The sequence below is a fragment of the Cupriavidus sp. 05L411 genome, from assembly GCF_056398045.1.
In genome coordinates this window covers 68,469-85,463 of sequence record NZ_JBFTOQ010000015.1, presented here as the reverse complement: position 1 = coordinate 85,463, position 16,995 = coordinate 68,469, and the positions used below count along the sequence as shown (strand labels likewise).

15 protein-coding genes are annotated in these 16,995 nt (G+C 67.7%); 11 read left to right on the top strand and 4 right to left on the bottom strand.

The features are described from left to right. Positions 1-103 precede the first annotated feature (103 nt). The 3 genes from AC1DQR_RS19350 to AC1DQR_RS19340 all read left to right on the top strand — a co-directional run bounded on the left by AC1DQR_RS19350 (position 104) and on the right by AC1DQR_RS19340 (position 5,843). Positions 104-3,409, top strand: a complete 3,306-nt coding sequence (locus AC1DQR_RS19350) for a bifunctional cytochrome P450/NADPH--P450 reductase (protein WP_477133568.1) — start codon at positions 104-106, stop codon at positions 3,407-3,409. Between the two features lie 109 nt (positions 3,410-3,518). After that, positions 3,519-4,733, top strand: a complete 1,215-nt coding sequence (locus AC1DQR_RS19345) for an MFS transporter (protein ID WP_477133567.1) — start codon at positions 3,519-3,521, stop codon at positions 4,731-4,733. Between the two features lie 69 nt (positions 4,734-4,802). Next, complete coding sequence (locus AC1DQR_RS19340) at positions 4,803-5,843, top strand: GlxA family transcriptional regulator (protein ID WP_416049937.1); 1,041 nt, start codon at positions 4,803-4,805, stop codon at positions 5,841-5,843. Here the strand turns inward: AC1DQR_RS19340 and htpX are convergent. The 4 genes from htpX to AC1DQR_RS19320 all read right to left on the bottom strand — a co-directional run bounded on the left by htpX (position 5,833) and on the right by AC1DQR_RS19320 (position 10,693). Then, entirely contained in the window at positions 5,833-6,711 is an 879-nt protein-coding gene (gene htpX, locus AC1DQR_RS19335) for a protease HtpX (protein WP_416049936.1), read from the bottom strand. The genes AC1DQR_RS19340 and htpX overlap by 11 nt on opposite strands. 166 nt (positions 6,712-6,877) lie before the next feature. Continuing rightward, positions 6,878-7,267, bottom strand: coding sequence for a hypothetical protein (locus AC1DQR_RS19330; RefSeq protein WP_416049935.1), 390 nt, complete (start codon positions 7,265-7,267; stop codon positions 6,878-6,880). Positions 7,268-7,378: 111 nt separating this feature from the next. Further along, positions 7,379-9,097 carry an NAD(P)-binding protein gene (locus tag AC1DQR_RS19325; RefSeq protein ID WP_477133566.1) on the bottom strand — a complete coding sequence of 573 codons (1,719 nt, stop codon included), beginning with the start codon at positions 9,095-9,097 and terminating at the stop codon, positions 7,379-7,381. A 27-nt stretch (positions 9,098-9,124) separates the two neighbouring features. After that, entirely contained in the window at positions 9,125-10,693 is a 1,569-nt protein-coding gene (locus tag AC1DQR_RS19320) for a polyamine aminopropyltransferase (RefSeq protein ID WP_416050403.1), read from the bottom strand. 207 nt (positions 10,694-10,900) lie between these two features. Between AC1DQR_RS19320 and AC1DQR_RS19315 the strand changes: the two genes are divergently transcribed. From AC1DQR_RS19315 to AC1DQR_RS19280, 8 genes are all read left to right on the top strand, one after another. Then, positions 10,901-11,287 carry a DUF350 domain-containing protein gene (locus AC1DQR_RS19315; RefSeq protein WP_043350632.1) on the top strand — a complete coding sequence of 129 codons (387 nt, stop codon included), beginning with the start codon at positions 10,901-10,903 and terminating at the stop codon, positions 11,285-11,287. 44 nt (positions 11,288-11,331) lie between these two features. Then, entirely contained in the window at positions 11,332-12,366 is a 1,035-nt protein-coding gene (locus AC1DQR_RS19310) for an SPFH domain-containing protein (RefSeq protein WP_416049933.1), read from the top strand. A 21-nt stretch (positions 12,367-12,387) separates the two neighbouring features. Further along, the gene (locus tag AC1DQR_RS19305; RefSeq protein ID WP_416049932.1) at positions 12,388-13,908 is read left to right on the top strand and encodes a DUF4178 domain-containing protein; all 1,521 of its coding nucleotides are present in this window, start codon (positions 12,388-12,390) and stop codon (positions 13,906-13,908) included. A gap of 6 nt (positions 13,909-13,914) precedes the next feature. Then, entirely contained in the window at positions 13,915-14,082 is a 168-nt protein-coding gene (locus AC1DQR_RS19300; RefSeq protein WP_158001334.1) for a hypothetical protein, read from the top strand. A 10-nt stretch (positions 14,083-14,092) separates the two neighbouring features. Then, on the top strand, positions 14,093-14,470 hold the full coding sequence (gene speD, locus AC1DQR_RS19295) for an adenosylmethionine decarboxylase (RefSeq protein ID WP_416049931.1): 378 nt from the start codon (positions 14,093-14,095) through the stop codon (positions 14,468-14,470). Between the two features lie 100 nt (positions 14,471-14,570). Further along, the gene (locus AC1DQR_RS19290) at positions 14,571-15,011 is read left to right on the top strand and encodes a Cd(II)/Pb(II)-responsive transcriptional regulator (protein WP_477133565.1); all 441 of its coding nucleotides are present in this window, start codon (positions 14,571-14,573) and stop codon (positions 15,009-15,011) included. Between the two features lie 533 nt (positions 15,012-15,544). Continuing rightward, a complete protein-coding gene (gene rnk, locus AC1DQR_RS19285; RefSeq protein WP_043350617.1) occupies positions 15,545-15,964 on the top strand; it encodes a nucleoside diphosphate kinase regulator in 420 nt (139 codons plus the stop codon). A 436-nt stretch (positions 15,965-16,400) separates the two neighbouring features. Next, a complete protein-coding gene (locus AC1DQR_RS19280) occupies positions 16,401-16,754 on the top strand; it encodes a hypothetical protein (RefSeq protein ID WP_416049930.1) in 354 nt (117 codons plus the stop codon). Positions 16,755-16,995: the final 241 nt, after the last annotated feature.

Genomic DNA, 16,995 nt, shown 5'->3' with positions numbered 1-16,995 from the left:
CCGGCAGAAAACAGAAAAACAAACAAGAGACACAGGGCGGCGTCTGAGCCCCTTGGCCCAACCCCGGCGTTTCGCCCGCCGACTACCATCTGGTGACCTGAACATGCAGCGCGCCTCCACTCCTGCCTCCGCCGCTCCGGCCGCAACCTCGGCAACCGCAGCAACCATTCCGGCGGCGCAGCCCGCACGCTCGCTCGAACCAATCCCGCGCGACCCGGGCTGGCCACTGGTCGGCAACCTGTTGCAGGTCACGCCGGGCAAGGTCGGGCAGCACCTGCTGGCGCGCAGCCGTGCCTTCGATGGCATTTTCGAACTGGATTTCGCCGGGCGCCGGGTGGCGTTCGTGAGCGACGCCGCGCTGGTGGGCGAGCTGTCGGATGGGCAGCACTTTCGCAAGATCGTCGGGCCGCCGCTGTCTTACCTGCGCGACCTGGCTGGCGACGGCCTGTTCACCGCGCACGCCGAGGAAGAGAACTGGGGCCGTGCTCACCGCATCCTGATGCCCGCCTTCAGCCAGCGCGCGATGAAGGGCTACTTCGACGTGATGCTGCGCGTGGCCAACCGGTTGGTCGACAAGTGGGACCGCCAGGGCGCCGACACCGACATCCCGATCGCCGACGACATGACCCGGCTCACGCTGGACACCATCGCGCTGTCTGGCTTCGGCTATGACTTCGATTCGTTCTCGCGCGAGCAGCTCCATCCCTTTATCGACGCCATGGTCGGCGCGCTCGAGGAGGCCATGGGCAAGCTCACGCGCTTTGCGCTGCAGGACAAGTTCATGCACAAGGCGCACCGCAAGTTCGCTGACGATATCCAGTACATGCGAGAGCTGGTGGATGACGTGGTGCGGCAGCGCCGCGCCGCGGCCGGCAATAGCGCCGGCCAGCCGCCCGCGCACGACCTGCTCAACCTGATGCTGGAGGCGCGCGACCCCGACACCGACCAGCGCCTGGACGACGTGAACATCCGCAACCAGGTCATCACCTTCCTGATCGCGGGGCACGAGACCACCAGCGGCCTGCTCACGTTCGCGCTGTATGAGCTGCTGCGCCATCCCGGCGTGCTGGCGCAAGCCTATGCCGAGGTGGACGCGGTGCTGCCGGGCGACACGCCGCCGGTCTATGCCGACCTGGCGAAGCTGCAGGTGATTGACCGCGTGCTCAAGGAAACGCTGCGCCTGTGGCCCACGGCGCCCGCCTTTGCGGTGGCGCCATTCGAGGACACGGTGATCGGCGGGCGTTACCTGATCCGCAAGGATCGGCGCATCTCGGTGGTGCTCACCGCGCTGCACCGCGACCCGAAAGTGTGGGCCGATCCGGAGACCTTCGACATCGACCGCTTCCTGCCCGAGAACGAGGCCAGGATCCATCCCCACGCCTACAAGCCGTTCGGCAATGGCGAGCGCGCCTGCATCGGCCGCCAGTTCGCGCTGACCGAAGCCAAGCTCGCGCTGGCCCTGATGCTGCGCAATTTCCAGTTCAGCGATCCGCACGACTACCAGTTCCGCATCAAGGAAACGCTGACCCTGAAGCCGGATGCGTTCACGCTGCGCGCGCGGCGGCGCCGTGCCCATGAGCGCATCGCCGCTTCGGCTGCGGCCGGCGCCGCCAGCGTGCAGTCGCAACCCCCGGCGGTGCGCGGCAACGGCCAGCCCCTTGCCGTGCTGTGCGGCTCCAGCCTGGGCACCGCGCGCGAGCTGGCCGAGCAGATTCACGCCGGCGCGCTGGCGGCCGGCTTTGCCGCCACGCTGCGCGACCTGGACGAAGCCGTGGGCACGTTGCCCACCGATGGGCTCGCCGTGATCGTCGCGGCGACCTACAACGGGCGCGCACCCGATTCAGCGCGACGCTTCGAAGCGATGCTCGATAGCGGCGATGCCGGCGGCTACCGCGCAGAAGGCCTGCGCTTTGCGTTGCTAGGCTGCGGCAATTCGCAATGGGCTACGTACCAGGCATTCCCCAAGCGGCTGCACGACTTCTTCAGCGCGGCTGGCGCGGCGCCTTTGCTTGCGCGCGGCGAGGCGGATGGCAATGGCGACTTCGACCAGGCTGCCGAGTCGTGGCTCGCCGCGCTGTGGCAATCGCTGCAGGCGCTGCGCGTGGAGCAGGGCGCGGCACCCGATGCGGCGGGCGCCAGCCAGATCGCGGTGCGGCTGCGCGATATCGCCACCATCCGTGCCAGCACGCTGCCGCCGTCGACGCAAGCCTTCACGGTGCTGGCCAACACGGAACTGGTGAACGATCCGGCGGGTCTGTGGGACTTCGCGCTGGAAGCGCCGCGCACCGCCACGCGCGACATTCAGCTGCGCCTGCCGGAAGGCGCAAGCTACGCGAGCGGCGATCATCTTGCGGTGTATCCACAGAACCATCCCGCTACCGTGCGGGACCTGTGCGAGCGGCTCGATCTCGATCCCGACGCCATGGTGACGCTGTCCGCCGCGCCTGGCTGCGCCGCGCGCGGGCTGCCACTGGACGAGGCATTGCCCTTGCGCGAACTGCTGACGCATTTCATCGAGCTGCAAGATGTGGTGTCGCGCCAGACGCTGCGCACGCTGCTGCAATACACACGTTGCCCGTTCACGCGCGCGGCGCTGGAGCGGCTCGGCTCGGACCACGCGCAAGAGGGCTACGCGGCGCGCGTGGCCTCGCAGCGGCTGGGGCTGGTGGATGTGCTGGTCAGCCACCCCGCCATCGCGCTCACGCTGCCGGGCCTGCTGGCTTGCACGGTGCCGATGCGGCCGCGCTTCTATTCCATCGCGTCGTCGCCCCTGGTCTCACCGGATGTGGCGACGATCACGGTCGGCACCGTGTGGTCGCCCGCGCTTTCGGGACGCGGCATGTTCCGTGGCGTGGCATCCACCTGGCTGCAAGGACTCGCGCCGGGCGCGGTGGTGGCGGCCGCGATCCGCACGCCCAACCCGGCCTTCGCGCCCGATCCCGATCCGGCGCGGCCGATGATCCTGGTCGGGCCAGGCACGGGCATCGCGCCGTTCCGCGGCTTCCTGGAAGAGCGCGCGGCGCAGAAGGCCGCCGGACAGGCGGTAGCCGCCAGCCAGTTCTATTACGGCTGCCGCCATCCCGGGCACGACTGGCTGTACCGCGATGATGTGGCCCGCTGGCAGGCCGAGGGCGTGGTGCAGGCGCATGCGGCTTACTCCACTACCGCCGCTGCGGACCAGCGCTATGTGCAGCATCTGCTATGGCGCGATCGCCAGGCCATTTGGGCGATGCTGCAGGACGGCGCCACGATCTATGTGTGCGGTGACGGCCGGCAGATGGCGCCGGCGGTGCGGCGCACGCTGATCGAGATCGCGGCGCAGCAGGGCGGCATGAGCGAGGCCGCGGCCTCCGACTGGCTGGCGGGCATGGTGGCACAGGGACGTTACCGCCAGGACGTGTTCAACTAGCCCGGCCAGGAGCGAGTTGGCAGGATTCTGCGGATCATTGTCAGCCGCCACGCTCGCGCTTTTCGTACGCTCGGTGCCATCCCCGCCTCTTCCTCACCGGAGCGCCACAATGGCACGTCCCGCGATGTCCCAAGCCCGGGTCCTGGCAATCTGCCAGGCCCTGTTCACTTCGGCGCTGTCGGTCGACCTGACCCTGACCGGGCTGGTCGGCTACACGCTCGCGCCCGACAAGGCGCTGGCCACGCTGCCGTTCGCGCTGATCACGGTGGCGTCGGCGCTCACAGCCATCGCGGCCGCCTTCCTGATTGAGCGGCTGGGGCGCCGCATCGCTTTTTCGCTCGGCGGGCTAGCGTGCTGCGCGGGCGGGCTGGTGTCGGTGTGGGCCATCTCGCACCATGACTTCGTGGCGTTCTGCGTGGGCACGGCGCTGGTCGGCGTGTTCCAGGCGTTCGCGCGCTTTTACCGGCTGGCCGCGGCGGACGCCGCCGCGCCTGTGGATAAGCCGCGCGCCATTTCCACCGTGCTCACCGGCGGCGTGGTGGCCGCGGTGTGCGGGCCCGCCATCGCCGCGTGGAGCAGCGACCTGATGGTGGCGCAGCCCTTTGCCGGATCGTATGCGGTGGTCGCGGCGTTCGGGATGGCCACGGTCTTGCTGCTGGCGCTTGGCTACCGCGAGCCAAAGGCGCAGGCAGGCGCGGCAGCGGCCGATCACGGCGCCGCGGCGTTGCCCGCGCGCCCGCTCGCCGAGATCGCGCGCCAGCCGGTATTCCTGGCGGCGTTTGCCAACAACGGCATCGGCAACGCGGTGATGATGTTCGTGATGACTGCCACGCCGATTGCCGCGGTGGCATGCAGCCATACCATCACGCAGGGCGCGCAGATCATCGAGTGGCACCTGGTGGGCATGTACGCGCCGTCCTTCTTCTCCGGCTGGCTGCTGCAGCGCTTCGGGCGCGGGCCGATGTTGATGTGCGGCATCGCGCTCGCTGCAATGGGTTCGCTCGTGGCCCTGGCCTCGACGGCGTTGCCAGCCTTTTATGTCGCCTTGTTGTGCCTTGGCATTGGCTGGAATTTCATGTTTGTTGGCGGCACCACGCTGCTGGCGGAAAGCTACCGGCCCGCCGAGCGCGCGCGGACCCAGGCGCTGGCCGAATTCTCCGCCGCCGCGGTGACCGCGCTGGCCACGCTCGCGGCCGGGCAGGTGCTGTACCGCTATGGCTGGCAGGCCGTCAACCTCGCCGTGCTGCCGGCGCTGGCGGTGGCGCTGCTGGTCACGCTAGGCTGGCAGCGCGGCACGCCGCGCGCGGCGGTGCTGGCCGGATAAGCGCCGGCGCCGGTATGATCGGCGGCAACCGCACTCGCGCACGCACACTCTCGCCCTGGGTCACCGTCCATGCCTGCCAGCCATCCCTTGCCGAATGATCCGCCGCGCATCGTCGTGCTCGTCGCGCCGGACCCGGCGCAGGAACTCGACGTGACCGGGCCCAGCGCGGTCTTCGGCCATGCCAACCGGCTCCCCGGCCGGGCCTCGCCGGCCTACGACATCCGCGTTGCCAGCGTGCGCGACGACGGCCTGGTGTGCACTGAAAGCGGGATCCGGCTGCTGGCCGACGCGCCGTATCATCGCATCGGCGACATGCTGCCCGGGCCGATCGACACCTTGCTGATCGCCGGCGGCTCAGGCCACGCCGCGGCAGCCAACGACGCGCGCCTGATTGACTGGATCCGCACGCAGGCACCGCGCGTGCGCCGCCTCGGCGCGGTCTGCACCGGCGCGTTCGTGCTGGCGCGCACCGGGCTGCTGGACCGCCATCGCGCCACCACGCACTGGCGGCACGCCGCGCGGCTGGCGCAGCGCCATCCGCTGGTACAGGTGGACCCGGACCCGATCTGGATCCGCGCGGGCGATCTGTACACCTCGGCCGGCGTGACCGCTGGCATGGACCTGGCGCTGGCCTTGGTGGAGGACGATCTCGGCCATGCCGCCTCGCTGGCCGTGGCGCGCGAACTGGTGCTGTTCCTGCGCCGTCCCGGCAGCCAGGCACAGTTCTCCACGCTGCTGCAGGCGCAGAGCGCGCAAAGCCCGGAGTTGCGTGAATTGCAGGCCTGGATGGCGGAGCACCTGGCGCGCGACCTGTCGGTGCAGGTGCTGGCCGAGCGCGTGGCGATGAGCCCGCGCAACTTCGCGCGCGTGTTCGCGCGGCAGGTCGGCGAGACGCCGGCGCGCTACGTGGAACGGCTACGTGTGGAAGCGGTGCGCAGGATGCTGGAGGAAGATGGGCGACGCCTGGATGGCATCGCCCGTGCGACTGGATTTGCCAACGCCGACGTGATGCGGCAGGCGTTCCAGCGGCATGTGCAGACCACGCCGGAACGCTATCGGGCAGCGTTCCGCGCGAGGCCAGAGGAGCCCGGCAAGGACCTCAGGCCTTAGCTTGCAACGCGGCAATGCGCTGCTCGATCGGCGGGTGGCTGGAGAACAGCGAGAGCCACGACTTGCCACCGGCAATGCCCATCGCCTGCATGTTCTGCGGCAGGCCTTCGGAGTCCAGGCCGCCCAGCCGGCGCAGCGCCGCCACCATCGGCGTGGGGCTGCCCATGAGCTTGGCCGCGCCGGCATCGGCACGGTATTCGCGATGGCGCGAGAAGGTGGCCACGATGATGCTGGCCAGGATGCCGAACACGATCTCGCATACCACCACCGTGATCATGTAGCCGATGCCGGGGCCGCTCGATTCCTCATCGTTCTTGCGCAGCATCGAATCCACGAAGTAGCCCACCACGCGCGCCAGGAAGATCACGAAGGTGTTGACCACACCCTGGATCAGCGTGAGCGTGACCATGTCGCCATTGGCGATGTGGGCGACTTCGTGCGCGAGCACGGCCTCCACTTCGTCGTGCGACATGGTTTGCAGCAAGCCCGTGGAAACGGCGACCAGCGAGCTTTTCTTGGTGGCGCCGGTGGCAAACGCATTGGCTTCGCCTTCATAGATGGCGACTTCAGGCATCGGCAGGCCGGCGCGGTCGGCCAGCTTCAGCACGGTCTGCACCAGCCAGACTTCGGTGCCGTTGCTGGGCTGGGTGATGACTTGCGCGCCGGTCGACCACTTGGCGATGGTCTTGGACATCAGCAGCGAGATGAAGGAACCACCGAAGCCCATCAGCGCAGCGAATGCCAGCAGCATGCCAAGGTTGAGGCCGTTGCCGGTGAGGAAGCGGTTCACGCCGAGCAAGCTGGCGGTGAAGCTGAGGACAAGCATGACGGCGAGGTTGGTCGCCAGGAAGAGCAGGACGCGTTTCATTTTTTGTGTGAGGAAGTGATCAATGCCATGGTGAAAACAGGGGCGCGCATCGCAAGCACGCGCAGCGCCCAAGCCAGGCGCGCCGCGTGCAGGAGACTAACGACAGGAAAACCGGGAACCTGACTACGAGCGCACGCAAGGCCAGCGCACGCGGCGCGGGGGAGACTCAGGCGCTGGGAGGGCGCTGCTGAAGGGGGAGGTCGGGGTCGGGCATGACGCCCGCGTGGTGCGCGGGCGCTGCGCTGCGGGCAAGCCCTGCGGTAAAGCGCGGGGGCGAGGCCGGCAACAGGGATTCGGCAAGGTCGGCGCCGGGCTGCGAGGGATCCTTGGCGTCGCCGGCACTGCCAACGTCAGCGGGGCCCGGGGCTCCGCTGGCATCGATGGCGGCAGCATGGCCCGCATCGTCAGCCGTGGCGACAGCGGCGTCTTGTGCCAAGGTGCTACACGAATCCGCCTGCACCGTGTTGCCCACTGCGCACGTGCGCACGCCTGCCCAGCTTTGGAAGGGCATGACGGCAAGCATCAGGAGCAGCAGCAGGAAGCGGATTGCGCGCACAAAAATTGGGGTTGGGATCGCGTGTCAGGGGGTTCGACACGAAATCGAGCAAAGAATTCTACAGGATGCGGCGCCGCGGCATGTTATGGCGAAAGCATCACTCCGCTGCGCTCAGCCCAGGATATTCCGCGCGGCACGCGTACCCCACCACGCCGCCTCCTCGAACACCGACACGCCGGACAGGTCCGCATGGGCAAACAGGATGCGGCCATCGGCCGCGCGCAGGGCCGCGGCGCCGGCATTACCCAGAAAGCCCGTGCGCGGCGAGGCCATGGCGTGCCCGCGCACCGTGATTTCCACCGCATCCGCGTGGCGCCAGAAGGCGCGCCCGTAGACCGTGCGCAGATCGGTGGTGGCATAGTCCATCAGCTCGGCGGCGCCGGCCTCGGCCAGCCAGCGGCGGGTGTCGGCGAGCGAGCGCGGCGCCGCGCCGGGACTGGCCGCAAAGTCCAGCGGACAGTACGCGGTAAAGACCGTGGCTGCTGGCTTTGCCTGCCGGATCAGTTGATGGGTACTCACCACATAGCCCAGCCCGCGTCCGCCGTGCACCACGTTGTCCCACGCCAGCGGCACGCCCGGCGCTTCCGGCGGGAAGCCCTGCAGGCGGAAGCTGGACACCATCCAGGACGCAGTGGGCGGCAGGTGGCGCGCCGGGTCGAAGCCGAACTCGCGCAGCGGCGCCACGCGGGCGGCCACATGCAGGGGCATGGCGCAGATCACGCGGCGCGCGCGGATGCGGTAGATGCGCGGCGGCCGGGCGCCAACGCCATCCGGCCACCAGGCGCACAGCACCGACACCCCACGGCCCTGCTCCTGCACTTGCAGCGCCATGCCGGGACGGCGCCAGGGCTGGGCGCCAGGTTTGACGCCGCGGTGCGCATCGATCCGTGCCGAGAGCCGCGTCACCAGCGCGTGCAATCCATCCGGCCAGGTCAGCACGGCGCCGTCGGCCGCATCGCTTGCATGGCCCGCGCGGCTGGCGAAGTAGTACAGGCCGGCCCAGGCCGAGATCAGCTCGTGCCCCGCGCCGTAGTCGTCGCGGCAACAGTAGTCCACATAGGTGTGCAGGGTAGGCGCGGTAAAGCCTTCGGCCAGCATCCACTGCCGCATGCTTTGCTGGTCAAGCCGGGTCCAGGCCGGGTCTTGCGAGGCCAGCGCCAGCGGGATGGCAAAGGCCTTGCGGCCGTCGCTGCCGCGCGCGCTCTTGAGCTGCTCGACGCGCGCGAGAAAGCGCGCGTGCTGCGCCGCTTCCTCGTCCGGCGCGGCGTCACCAGGCAGCAGACCGTCGTGCCACTTGCCATCGAAGAACAGGCGCTCGTCCGGCGCATGCACCAGCGCGCGCTCGTCGAACTCGGGCCGCGCGGCGAACGGGTCGCGCTGGATCACGCCGGTGTCGGCCAGCATCTCGCGGATGTGCGTGGATTCGGGCGAGGGCAGCGGCAGATAGTGCGCGCCGCGCGGGAAGGCCAGGTCGCCGCCAAAACTTCCGGCTGCCGCGTTGCCGCCGAACTCCGGGCCATCCACAAGCAGGAAATCCTTCAGGCCGCCGCGCGCCAGCTGCCACGCGGCGCTGAGCCCGGCCACGCCACCGCCGAGGATGGCGACGTCGGTCACGATCTCATCCTGCGCGGAAACGGTCGACGGCCAGCTGGCGGCATCGCGCAGCGCGTGGCCCTCGGCCATGCCGGGGCGCAGCACCACGGGCATGGGCTCGCGCAGGCCGACGCCGGCCAGGAAGCGGCTGGCATCGTCGCCCAGGCGATCGCAGCCGGATAGCAAGCCCAGGCCGCCCGCGCCAGCGCCGGCGATCAGGAAGCGGCGGCGGTCCATGCCAGCTCCGATTGCGGGTGATGTGGATCAGCGAATGACATTGCGCCAGTCCTGCTCAAAGTCATGCACCAGCGACTGCTCGTTGAGCCGGTTGGCACGCGCCTGGCGCGGCGCCATGTCGGCGGGGAAGCGGAACATCAGCGCAGTGCTGTCGGCGTCGAGGAACTTGAGCGGCACGGTGTAGCGCGTGGGCGGCGTGTAGTCGTCGCGCTTGCCCGCAAGGATGAAGCCCCACTCGCCGAATGATGGCACATAGGCGTGGTAGGGCCAGGTATGCAGGCCCGCCTCGCGCAGCGTGGCGTCGATATCCCAGAACGAGCGCGGCGCAAAGTACGGCGAGGTGGACTGCACCACGGCATAGCCCTTCTGCGCGAGGTGGTGCGACATCAGCTTGTACATCGGCACCGAGTACAGCTTGCCCAGGCCGAAGTTGGACGGGTCGGGCAGGTCGACGATGATGGCGTCGAACATCTCGTTGTGCTGCTCCATCCATTGCGCGGCATCCGCGTTGACCACCTGCACGCGCGCGTCCTTGAGCGAGCCCTGGTTCAGCGCCACCAGCGGCTCGCTGCGCGAGAACAGCGTGGTCATGGCGGGGTCGAGATCGACCAGCGTCACGTGCTCGATGTTCTTGTGCTTGAGTATCTCGCGCACGGCCAGCCCGTCGCCGCCGCCGATCACCAGCACGCGGCGCGCCCACGGCAGCGCCTGCAGTACGGGATGCACCAGCGCCTCGTGGTAGCGGTGCTCGTCGCGCGAGGAGAACTGCAGGTTGCCGTTGATATAGAGGCGCATGTCGTCCTTCCAGCGCGTGATCACCAGGCGCTGGTACGGCGTGCTTTCACTATGGATGATCTCATCGCCGAACATGCCGCGCTCGGCCCAGTGGGTCAGCCGCCCCGAGGCCAAAAAGCCACCCGCCAGCAGCACCAGCACCAGCGAGGCGCGCAGCATGCGCGACATCACCGGCTTGAGTTCATCACGGAAGATATGGATGGTGACGAGCGCCACGCCCGCATTGAGCATGCCGAACAAAAAGCCGGTGCGCGACAGCCCCAGGCGCGGCGCCAGCACCAGCGGGAACACCAGCGAGACAGCTAGCGCGCCAAGGTAGTCGAACGTCAGCACGCGGCTGACCAGCTCGCTGAAGGCGGTGCGGCGCGTGTTGAGCACCCGCATGACCAGCGGGATCTCCATGCCCACCAGCACGCCGAGCACGAACACCATGGCGTAGAGCGCGGTGCGAAAGGGCGCGGACAGCCAGGCAAACACCACGAACAGGAGCGCCGCGGAGACGCCGCCGAGCAGGCCGATCAGGATCTCGATATCGATGAAGCGCGCCAGCACGTCTTCGTCCTTCACATAGCGCGACAGCCAGGAGCCCACGCCCATGGCGAACAGGTAGCAGCCGATGATGGAAGAGAACTGGAGGATGGAGTCGCCCAGCAGGTAGCTGGACAGGGCGCCGGCGATCAGCTCGTAGCCGAGCCCGCAGGACGCCACGATCAACACCGAAAGAACAAGGGTACGGTCGCGCATCGGGGCTAGGGAATCGGGGGTCGGAGAGGAAGCCGGGAAGGAAGCCGGGAGGGGCAGGCGTGACGCTCAGGCGAGCCGCCGCGCGATGCGCGCACGCCTGGCAAACTGCAAAAAAGTTGTGATGAACCGAAATGGACAACGGATATACTTGGGCGCCAACTGCCAACAATGCTGATATCGCCAATATGGCTTCACGATTCACGGCTCGCTTACTGTTGCGGCAGCCCGGAACACCGTCGTAAAACCAGCCGGAGAACAACCAAGATGCAAGCCATCTACGCCTACGTGCTGCACCTGCTGGCCGGCCTTGCCCTGCTGGCGGTGTTCGTCGGAGTCTACACCAGGATCACGCCGTTTCGCGAGTTCGCGCTGATCCGCCAGGGCAACCTCGCGGCGGCGCTTTCGCTGTCGGGGGCGATGATCGGTTTTTGCTTTACGCTGTCGTCCAGCATCCAGCACAACGACACCTTCCTGATGTTCCTGGTGTGGTCGGTGGGGGCGATGCTGGTACAGGCGCTGGCCTACGCGGGCCTGGCGCGCGCGCTGCCCGACATGGATGCAGCGATCGAATCGAACAATATCGGCATGGGCGGCCTGATGGGCGCTATTTCAGTGACGGTCGGCTTGATCAATGCCGCCTGCCTGTCCTGACTTCCTGAACATGCTGGAACAACGCTGAGAACCTGGGGATTGCCATGAGCATCGGATCGTTCATCAAGAAGCAGTTTATCGACATCCTCCAGTGGACGGAGGACACGGACGGCGTACTGGCCTGGCGCTATCCGATGGAGGATATGGAAATCCAGTACGGTGGCAGCCTGACCGTGCGCGAGTCGCAGATGGCGGTGTTCGTCAACGAAGGCAAGATCGCCGACGTGTTCGGGCCCGGCATGCACAAGCTCACCACGCAAACGCTGCCGGTGCTGACCTACCTGAAGAACTGGGACAAGCTGTTCGAGTCGCCCTTCAAGTCGGATGTGTACTTCTTCAGCACGCGCCTGCAGATCGGCCGCAAGTGGGGCACCGCCCAGCCGATTACCATCCGCGACGCCGATTTCGGCATGGTGCGGCTGCGCGCCTTCGGCCTGTACTCGTACAAGGTGGCCGACGCCGCCAGGTTCTATACCGAGATCAGCGGCACGCGCGCCGAGTACACCCGCGACGAGGTGGAAGAGCAGCTGCGCAACCTGTTGATCGCCACCATGACCGCCACGCTGGGCGGCGCCTCGGTGCCCTTCCTGGACATGGCCGCCAACCAGGCGCTGATGTCGCAGACCATCCGCGACAAGCTGGCGCCGGAGTTCGAGCGCTATGGCGTGGCGCTGGATAACTTCGCGGTGACCAATGTGTCGCTGCCGGAAGAACTGCAAAAGGCCATCGACACCCGTATCTCCATGGGCATGATGGGCGATATGGCGAAGTTCACGCAGTACCAGGTCGCCACCTCGATCCCGCTGGCCGCACAGAACGAGGGCGGCGTGGCCGGCCTTGGCGCCAGCCTGGCGGCCGGCGCGGTGATGGGCCAGGCGATGGCGGGCGGGCTTGGCGCCGCCGCCGGCGTCCAGACTGCCGCACCCGCTGCGGCAGCGGCGCCGGCCGCAGTGGCCGCGCCTGCCGACGATCCCGCCGCACGCCTGCAAAAGCTCAAGGACCTGCTCGACAAGAGCCTGATCTCCCAGGCTGAGTTCGACACGGCCAAGGCTGAGATCCTCAAGAAACTGATCGGCTGAGCGCGCCCTTATCCCTTAAGCATGCAAGAAATCAACTGTCCAAGCTGCGGCGCGCCGGCGGCCTTCCGCTCGTCTGCCGCGGTGATGGTGGTGTGCGAGTTTTGCCACAGCACGCTGCTCAAGGACGCCGACACGGTCAAGGACATCGGCAAGATGTCCACCGTGCTCGAGGACTACACGCCGCTGCAGATCCACACCTCGGGCCAGTGGGACGGGCAGGGCTTCACCCTGGTCGGCCGCATCCAGCTGCGCTACGACTCCGGCCTGTGGAACGAGTGGTACCTGCTGTTCGACGACGGCAGCGACGGCTGGCTGGCGGATGCGTCCGGCCAGTATATGCTGACCCGGCGCGTCACGGCCGAGCAATCCGCCGCGCAGCTCAACGGCGTGGCGCTGCCGCGCTACGAGCAGCTCACGCCCGGCACGCCCCTGTACTTCGACAAGCATCGTTACCTGGCCAGCGACGTGCGCAGCGCGCGCTGCACCGGCGGGCAGGGCGAGCTGCCGTTCACGGTAGGCGCCGGCTGGACCGCGCAGGTTGCGGACTTCCGCGACGAAGGCCGTTTCCTCACGCTCGACTATGCCGATGGCGATCCGCCCGCCATCTACACCGGCCAGGCGGTCACGCTCGACCAGCTCAAATGCCAGCTGCTGCGCGAGGCCGACCAGATCGCCGGCACCGCCGACCGCTACCGCGGCAAGGCCATGCCGCTGGCCTGTCCCGGCTGCGGTGGCCCGATCGCCTACCGCGCGGGCGTGGCCAGCTTCGTGGTCTGCCCGAGTTGCCACAGCGAGATCGACTGCTCCACCTCCACGGCGCTCGTGCTGGAAAAGCAGCGTGAGCTCGATGCGCTCAAGACCAGCCTGGCGCCGGGCGACATCGGCAACATCGACGGCAAACCGTACACGGTGCTGGGCCTGATGCAGTGCACCGACAACGACGAGGAAGAAGCCTCCACCTGGGTCGAGTATCTGCTGTTCAACGAGCAGCGTGGCCTGATGTGGCTGGTGGAGCAGGACAGCGGCTGGGACCGGGTCGAGGTGCTGGATACCTGGCCGCGCATGATCTCCGGCACGGCCGCAAGCTATCAGGGCCAGACGTTCCAGCAGGGCTACGACTACGAGAGCGAGGTGCTGTACGCAGCCGGCACCTTCAACTGGCGCGTCAAGGTGGGCGACACCACGCGCCTGACCGAATTCGGCAAGCCGGCGCGCCGGCTCACGCGCGAGACCTCCGGCACGGAGATCGTCTGGACTTTGTCCACCACCGTGGCGCGCGCGCAGCTGGCGCAGTGGTTCAAGTCCAGCCCGGGGCTGGCCGAGGCCGCCCGCGCGCCGCAGGCAGCGCGCGCATCGGCTGCGGGCAATAGCGCCGACCTCGCCTTTTGCCGCAAGAGCGCCAAGGTCTATGCCATCCTCCTCGCCATCCTCAATGTCCCGGTGGCGCTCGTCACCGATCGGGGCTGGTTCACTATCGTCATCGGCTTCCTGCTGCTTTGGGTGCCGATCTGGCTGGTCCAGCGCTGGGCCGGAAAGGATTGAGTCAGCGTGCGCCTGCTTTATCTTGTCTACGGCATCATCGTGCTGTTCGGCACGACCTTCTTCAACATCGGCGAATCCACCGGTTCCGGCTCGTCCGGATACGCGAGCTCGCGTGGCTGGAGCGGCGGTTCCTCCGGCTCCAGCGGCTGGTCCTCCGGCGGCGGCCACAAATGAGCCGGCGGCCATGAACGCGCCAGCCCTGCCTTGCCCGGCCGTGCTCGGCCACCACCTGCTTGCCGACCTGCAAGGCGTGGCGAGCGATCTGCTGGCCGATGCCGCACTGGTCGAGCGCGTGCTTTACCAGGCGGCGCAGGCCGCCGGCGCCACCGTGGTCGATGCGCGCTTCCGGCACTTCGGGCCGGGGCTGGGCGTGACCGGGGTGCTGCTGCTCAAGGAGTCGCATATCAGCATCCATACCTGGCCCGAGTACGGCTTTGCCGCCGTGGATGTGTTCATGTGCGGCGCCGCCCGGCCAGAGCTGGCGGTGGAGGTGGTGCGCGCGGCCTTCGTGCCGCGCACGCTTATGCTGCGCGACCAGGCGCGGGGGCCGGCGCCTGGCTGAGCGCGAAGCTGGCAAGGCTTGCCGCGATGGACTACACTGCCAAGTAACCCCGTAATTACTACAGGGTATTTGGTGCAGTCGGGAGTGACCTGGAGTCGGCATGCGTATCGGTGAGCTTGCAAAACACAGTAGTTGCGACGTGGAAACCATCCGCTATTACGAGCGCGAAGGCCTGCTCGACGCGCCCCAGCGCGAGGACAACGGCTATCGCCGCTACGGCGACGGCCATCTGCTGCAGCTGAACTTCGTGCGGCACTGCCGCTCCCTCGGCATGAGCCTGTCCGACGTGCGCCGGCTGCGTGACTTCGAGCGCGATCCGACCCTGGCCTGCGACGATATCAACAGCCTGCTGGATCGCCAGATCGAGCAGATCCACGCCCAGCGCGTGGCGCTGGAGGCGCTGGAAGGGCAGTTGCGGGAACTTCGCCATACTTGCGACCAGCCCCATCCGGCCAGCGAATGCGGTATCCTGCAGAACCTGCAGCAAGCTGCCGCCGGCGCCGCCTGCGAGTGCCATCCGCATCCGGAGAGCCACGCGTAAGGGTTGCGCCCCGGTGCCTGAAAGGTGCCGGCTATGCTACGATCCCTTTACCTGCCGCGCACCAAGCTGGTGAAAAAGCGGTGGGCCGAGCCCGCGACGACGCCTTTGAGTGAGCCATTGCTCTCGTCAGTTTCGCCGCATGGCGCGCTTTCCCGATTTTCCATTCCAATTGCTGCCGCACCCAATGACGCCTTGCTGCCTGTCGCCGATTGCTGTCGAGCTTGCCCCTATCGGGCAGGCTGGCGCGACCGCGCGCGCAGTCCAGGCGCCGCGCGCACAAGCTAAACAGGCGATTGCCTGCCGCCGGATCAGCGCACCGCTTGATCCTGCCCGGTTCCCAGCCTGACGTTCCCCCCAACGCAGGCAGACGCTGAACCGGGCCGAGTCACTCCCTGTTCGCGGTTTTCCCGCCGGTACTGACCGCCGGTAACGGCCCACCTTGTTTCATGACCTGGCAACGCCAGGAGCCGATCCCCGACGGATCGCTCCAGCCTGTTCCGGGTCGCCGCATCGCCACTTAGCGAGGATTCATCATGACGGCATCGTCCAAACAACAACCGACCCTTTACCTGACCGAGCTCGACGTGACCCGTCTGGAGCGCATCGCGGGCCGCGCCGGCGCCGCGCCGCTGGCTGAAATGCTCGACAGCATCCTCGAGCGCGCGGCCATCGTGCCGGCCGAGGCGATTCCCAAGGATGTGGTCACCATGAACTCCAGCCTGCTGTGCGCGCTGGAGGGCGAGGCCACGCCGCGCCGCTGGACGCTGGTCTATCCCGATACCGCCGATTTCGAGGAAGGCCGCCTGTCGGTACTTTCGCCGATCGGCCGTGTGCTGCTGGGCGCGCGCGCCGGGCAGACCGTGAGCTACCGTCTGCCGGACGGACGTGAGCAAAGCGTTACCGTGGTGGAGCTGTCTTTCCAGCCTGAGGCCAACGGCCAGTACACCGTATAAGGCCTGGTCAAAAGCTTATCCGGCACTTTTTGGGTACTTTCAGGCCGATTCAAGGCTGATTCCGGGCGCCGGTCGTGGCGCCCCGGCGCGCGCGCATCGGCGCCGCCCATCCCGCAAAACGCTAGCCCGCCAGCAAGCTGTTCGCGCGCGGACCGGCCTCCGGCCTGGGCTGGCGGGCCATCAGGCATCGCTTTGGCCACCCGCCGCGCCCCCTCGCAAGCCCTCCCGCTACGCCATTGGGCGGCCAATCCGCGCCGTTCATCCGACTTTCCAGCGTTTCACGACTCGCAACGCACCATTCGTCGCAGTGGTATTTCTCCTTGCCCGCCAAGCCACTAATCTTCAGTCCGTGCCTGCAGCGCAACATAGATTTGCCGGGGCAGCTAGTACAGCAAATTAAAAGCAAGAACGACGCAATCAGTTGAAGGAGTCCCAAATGAATGCCAAACGCATCCTTGGCAGCGCTCTCGCCGTGCTGATGGTGGCCTCGTCGGCCGCGGCACTGGCAGCGCCCGCCAACAGCAAGGTCGGCAAGTTCGACGTGTACGCCGACGCGTTGCGCGCCGGCAAGTTTGATACGTTCACCGATGGCGCGAAGGCCGGCAAGTTCGATACGTTCACCGACGGCGCCAAGGCCGGCAAGTTCGACACGTTCACCGACGGTGCCAAGGCTGGCAAGTTCGACACGTTCACCGATGGTGCCCGTGCCGCTTTCCGTGGCGAGATCGCAGCCAGCTCGCTGGACAACTCGCGCAGCGGCGACGGCTCGCTGTACGGCTACCGGGTCTGAAGCCGACCCCCGTGGTGCCTGACGACCACTCTGGTGGCCGCTTCGGTATCACTGTTGCTCCCCGTTTTATCTCCCACCTGCCCGGCTGACCTCCTCCTCCTTTCTCTCCCGCCGGGTGGGTGATTTTTACCCGCCGCTCCCCGTATCAGCTGCCTTTCGTTTTTCCTAGGGCAGCCTCGCAAGATCCCCGTCCCGACTAACCCGAACTACCCCGAACTACCCCGAACGCCACTGGCCGGCA

Bases quoted from the DNA above. Each gene is read 5' to 3' on its own strand.
- AC1DQR_RS19350 (WP_477133568.1), top strand. From the start codon at position 104: ATGCAGCGCGCCTCCACTCCTGCCTCCGCCGCTCCGGCCGCAACCTCG.
- AC1DQR_RS19345 (WP_477133567.1), top strand. From the start codon at position 3,519: ATGGCACGTCCCGCGATGTCCCAAGCCCGGGTCCTGGCAATCTGCCAG.
- AC1DQR_RS19340 (WP_416049937.1), top strand. From the start codon at position 4,803: ATGCCTGCCAGCCATCCCTTGCCGAATGATCCGCCGCGCATCGTCGTG.
- htpX (WP_416049936.1), bottom strand. From the start codon at position 6,711: ATGAAACGCGTCCTGCTCTTCCTGGCGACCAACCTCGCCGTCATGCTT.
- AC1DQR_RS19325 (WP_477133566.1), bottom strand. From the start codon at position 9,097: ATGGACCGCCGCCGCTTCCTGATCGCCGGCGCTGGCGCGGGCGGCCTG.
- AC1DQR_RS19315 (WP_043350632.1), top strand. From the start codon at position 10,901: ATGCAAGCCATCTACGCCTACGTGCTGCACCTGCTGGCCGGCCTTGCC.
- AC1DQR_RS19310 (WP_416049933.1), top strand. From the start codon at position 11,332: ATGAGCATCGGATCGTTCATCAAGAAGCAGTTTATCGACATCCTCCAG.
- AC1DQR_RS19305 (WP_416049932.1), top strand. From the start codon at position 12,388: ATGCAAGAAATCAACTGTCCAAGCTGCGGCGCGCCGGCGGCCTTCCGC.
- speD (WP_416049931.1), top strand. From the start codon at position 14,093: ATGAACGCGCCAGCCCTGCCTTGCCCGGCCGTGCTCGGCCACCACCTG.
- AC1DQR_RS19290 (WP_477133565.1), top strand. From the start codon at position 14,571: ATGCGTATCGGTGAGCTTGCAAAACACAGTAGTTGCGACGTGGAAACC.
- rnk (WP_043350617.1), top strand. From the start codon at position 15,545: ATGACGGCATCGTCCAAACAACAACCGACCCTTTACCTGACCGAGCTC.
- AC1DQR_RS19280 (WP_416049930.1), top strand. From the start codon at position 16,401: ATGAATGCCAAACGCATCCTTGGCAGCGCTCTCGCCGTGCTGATGGTG.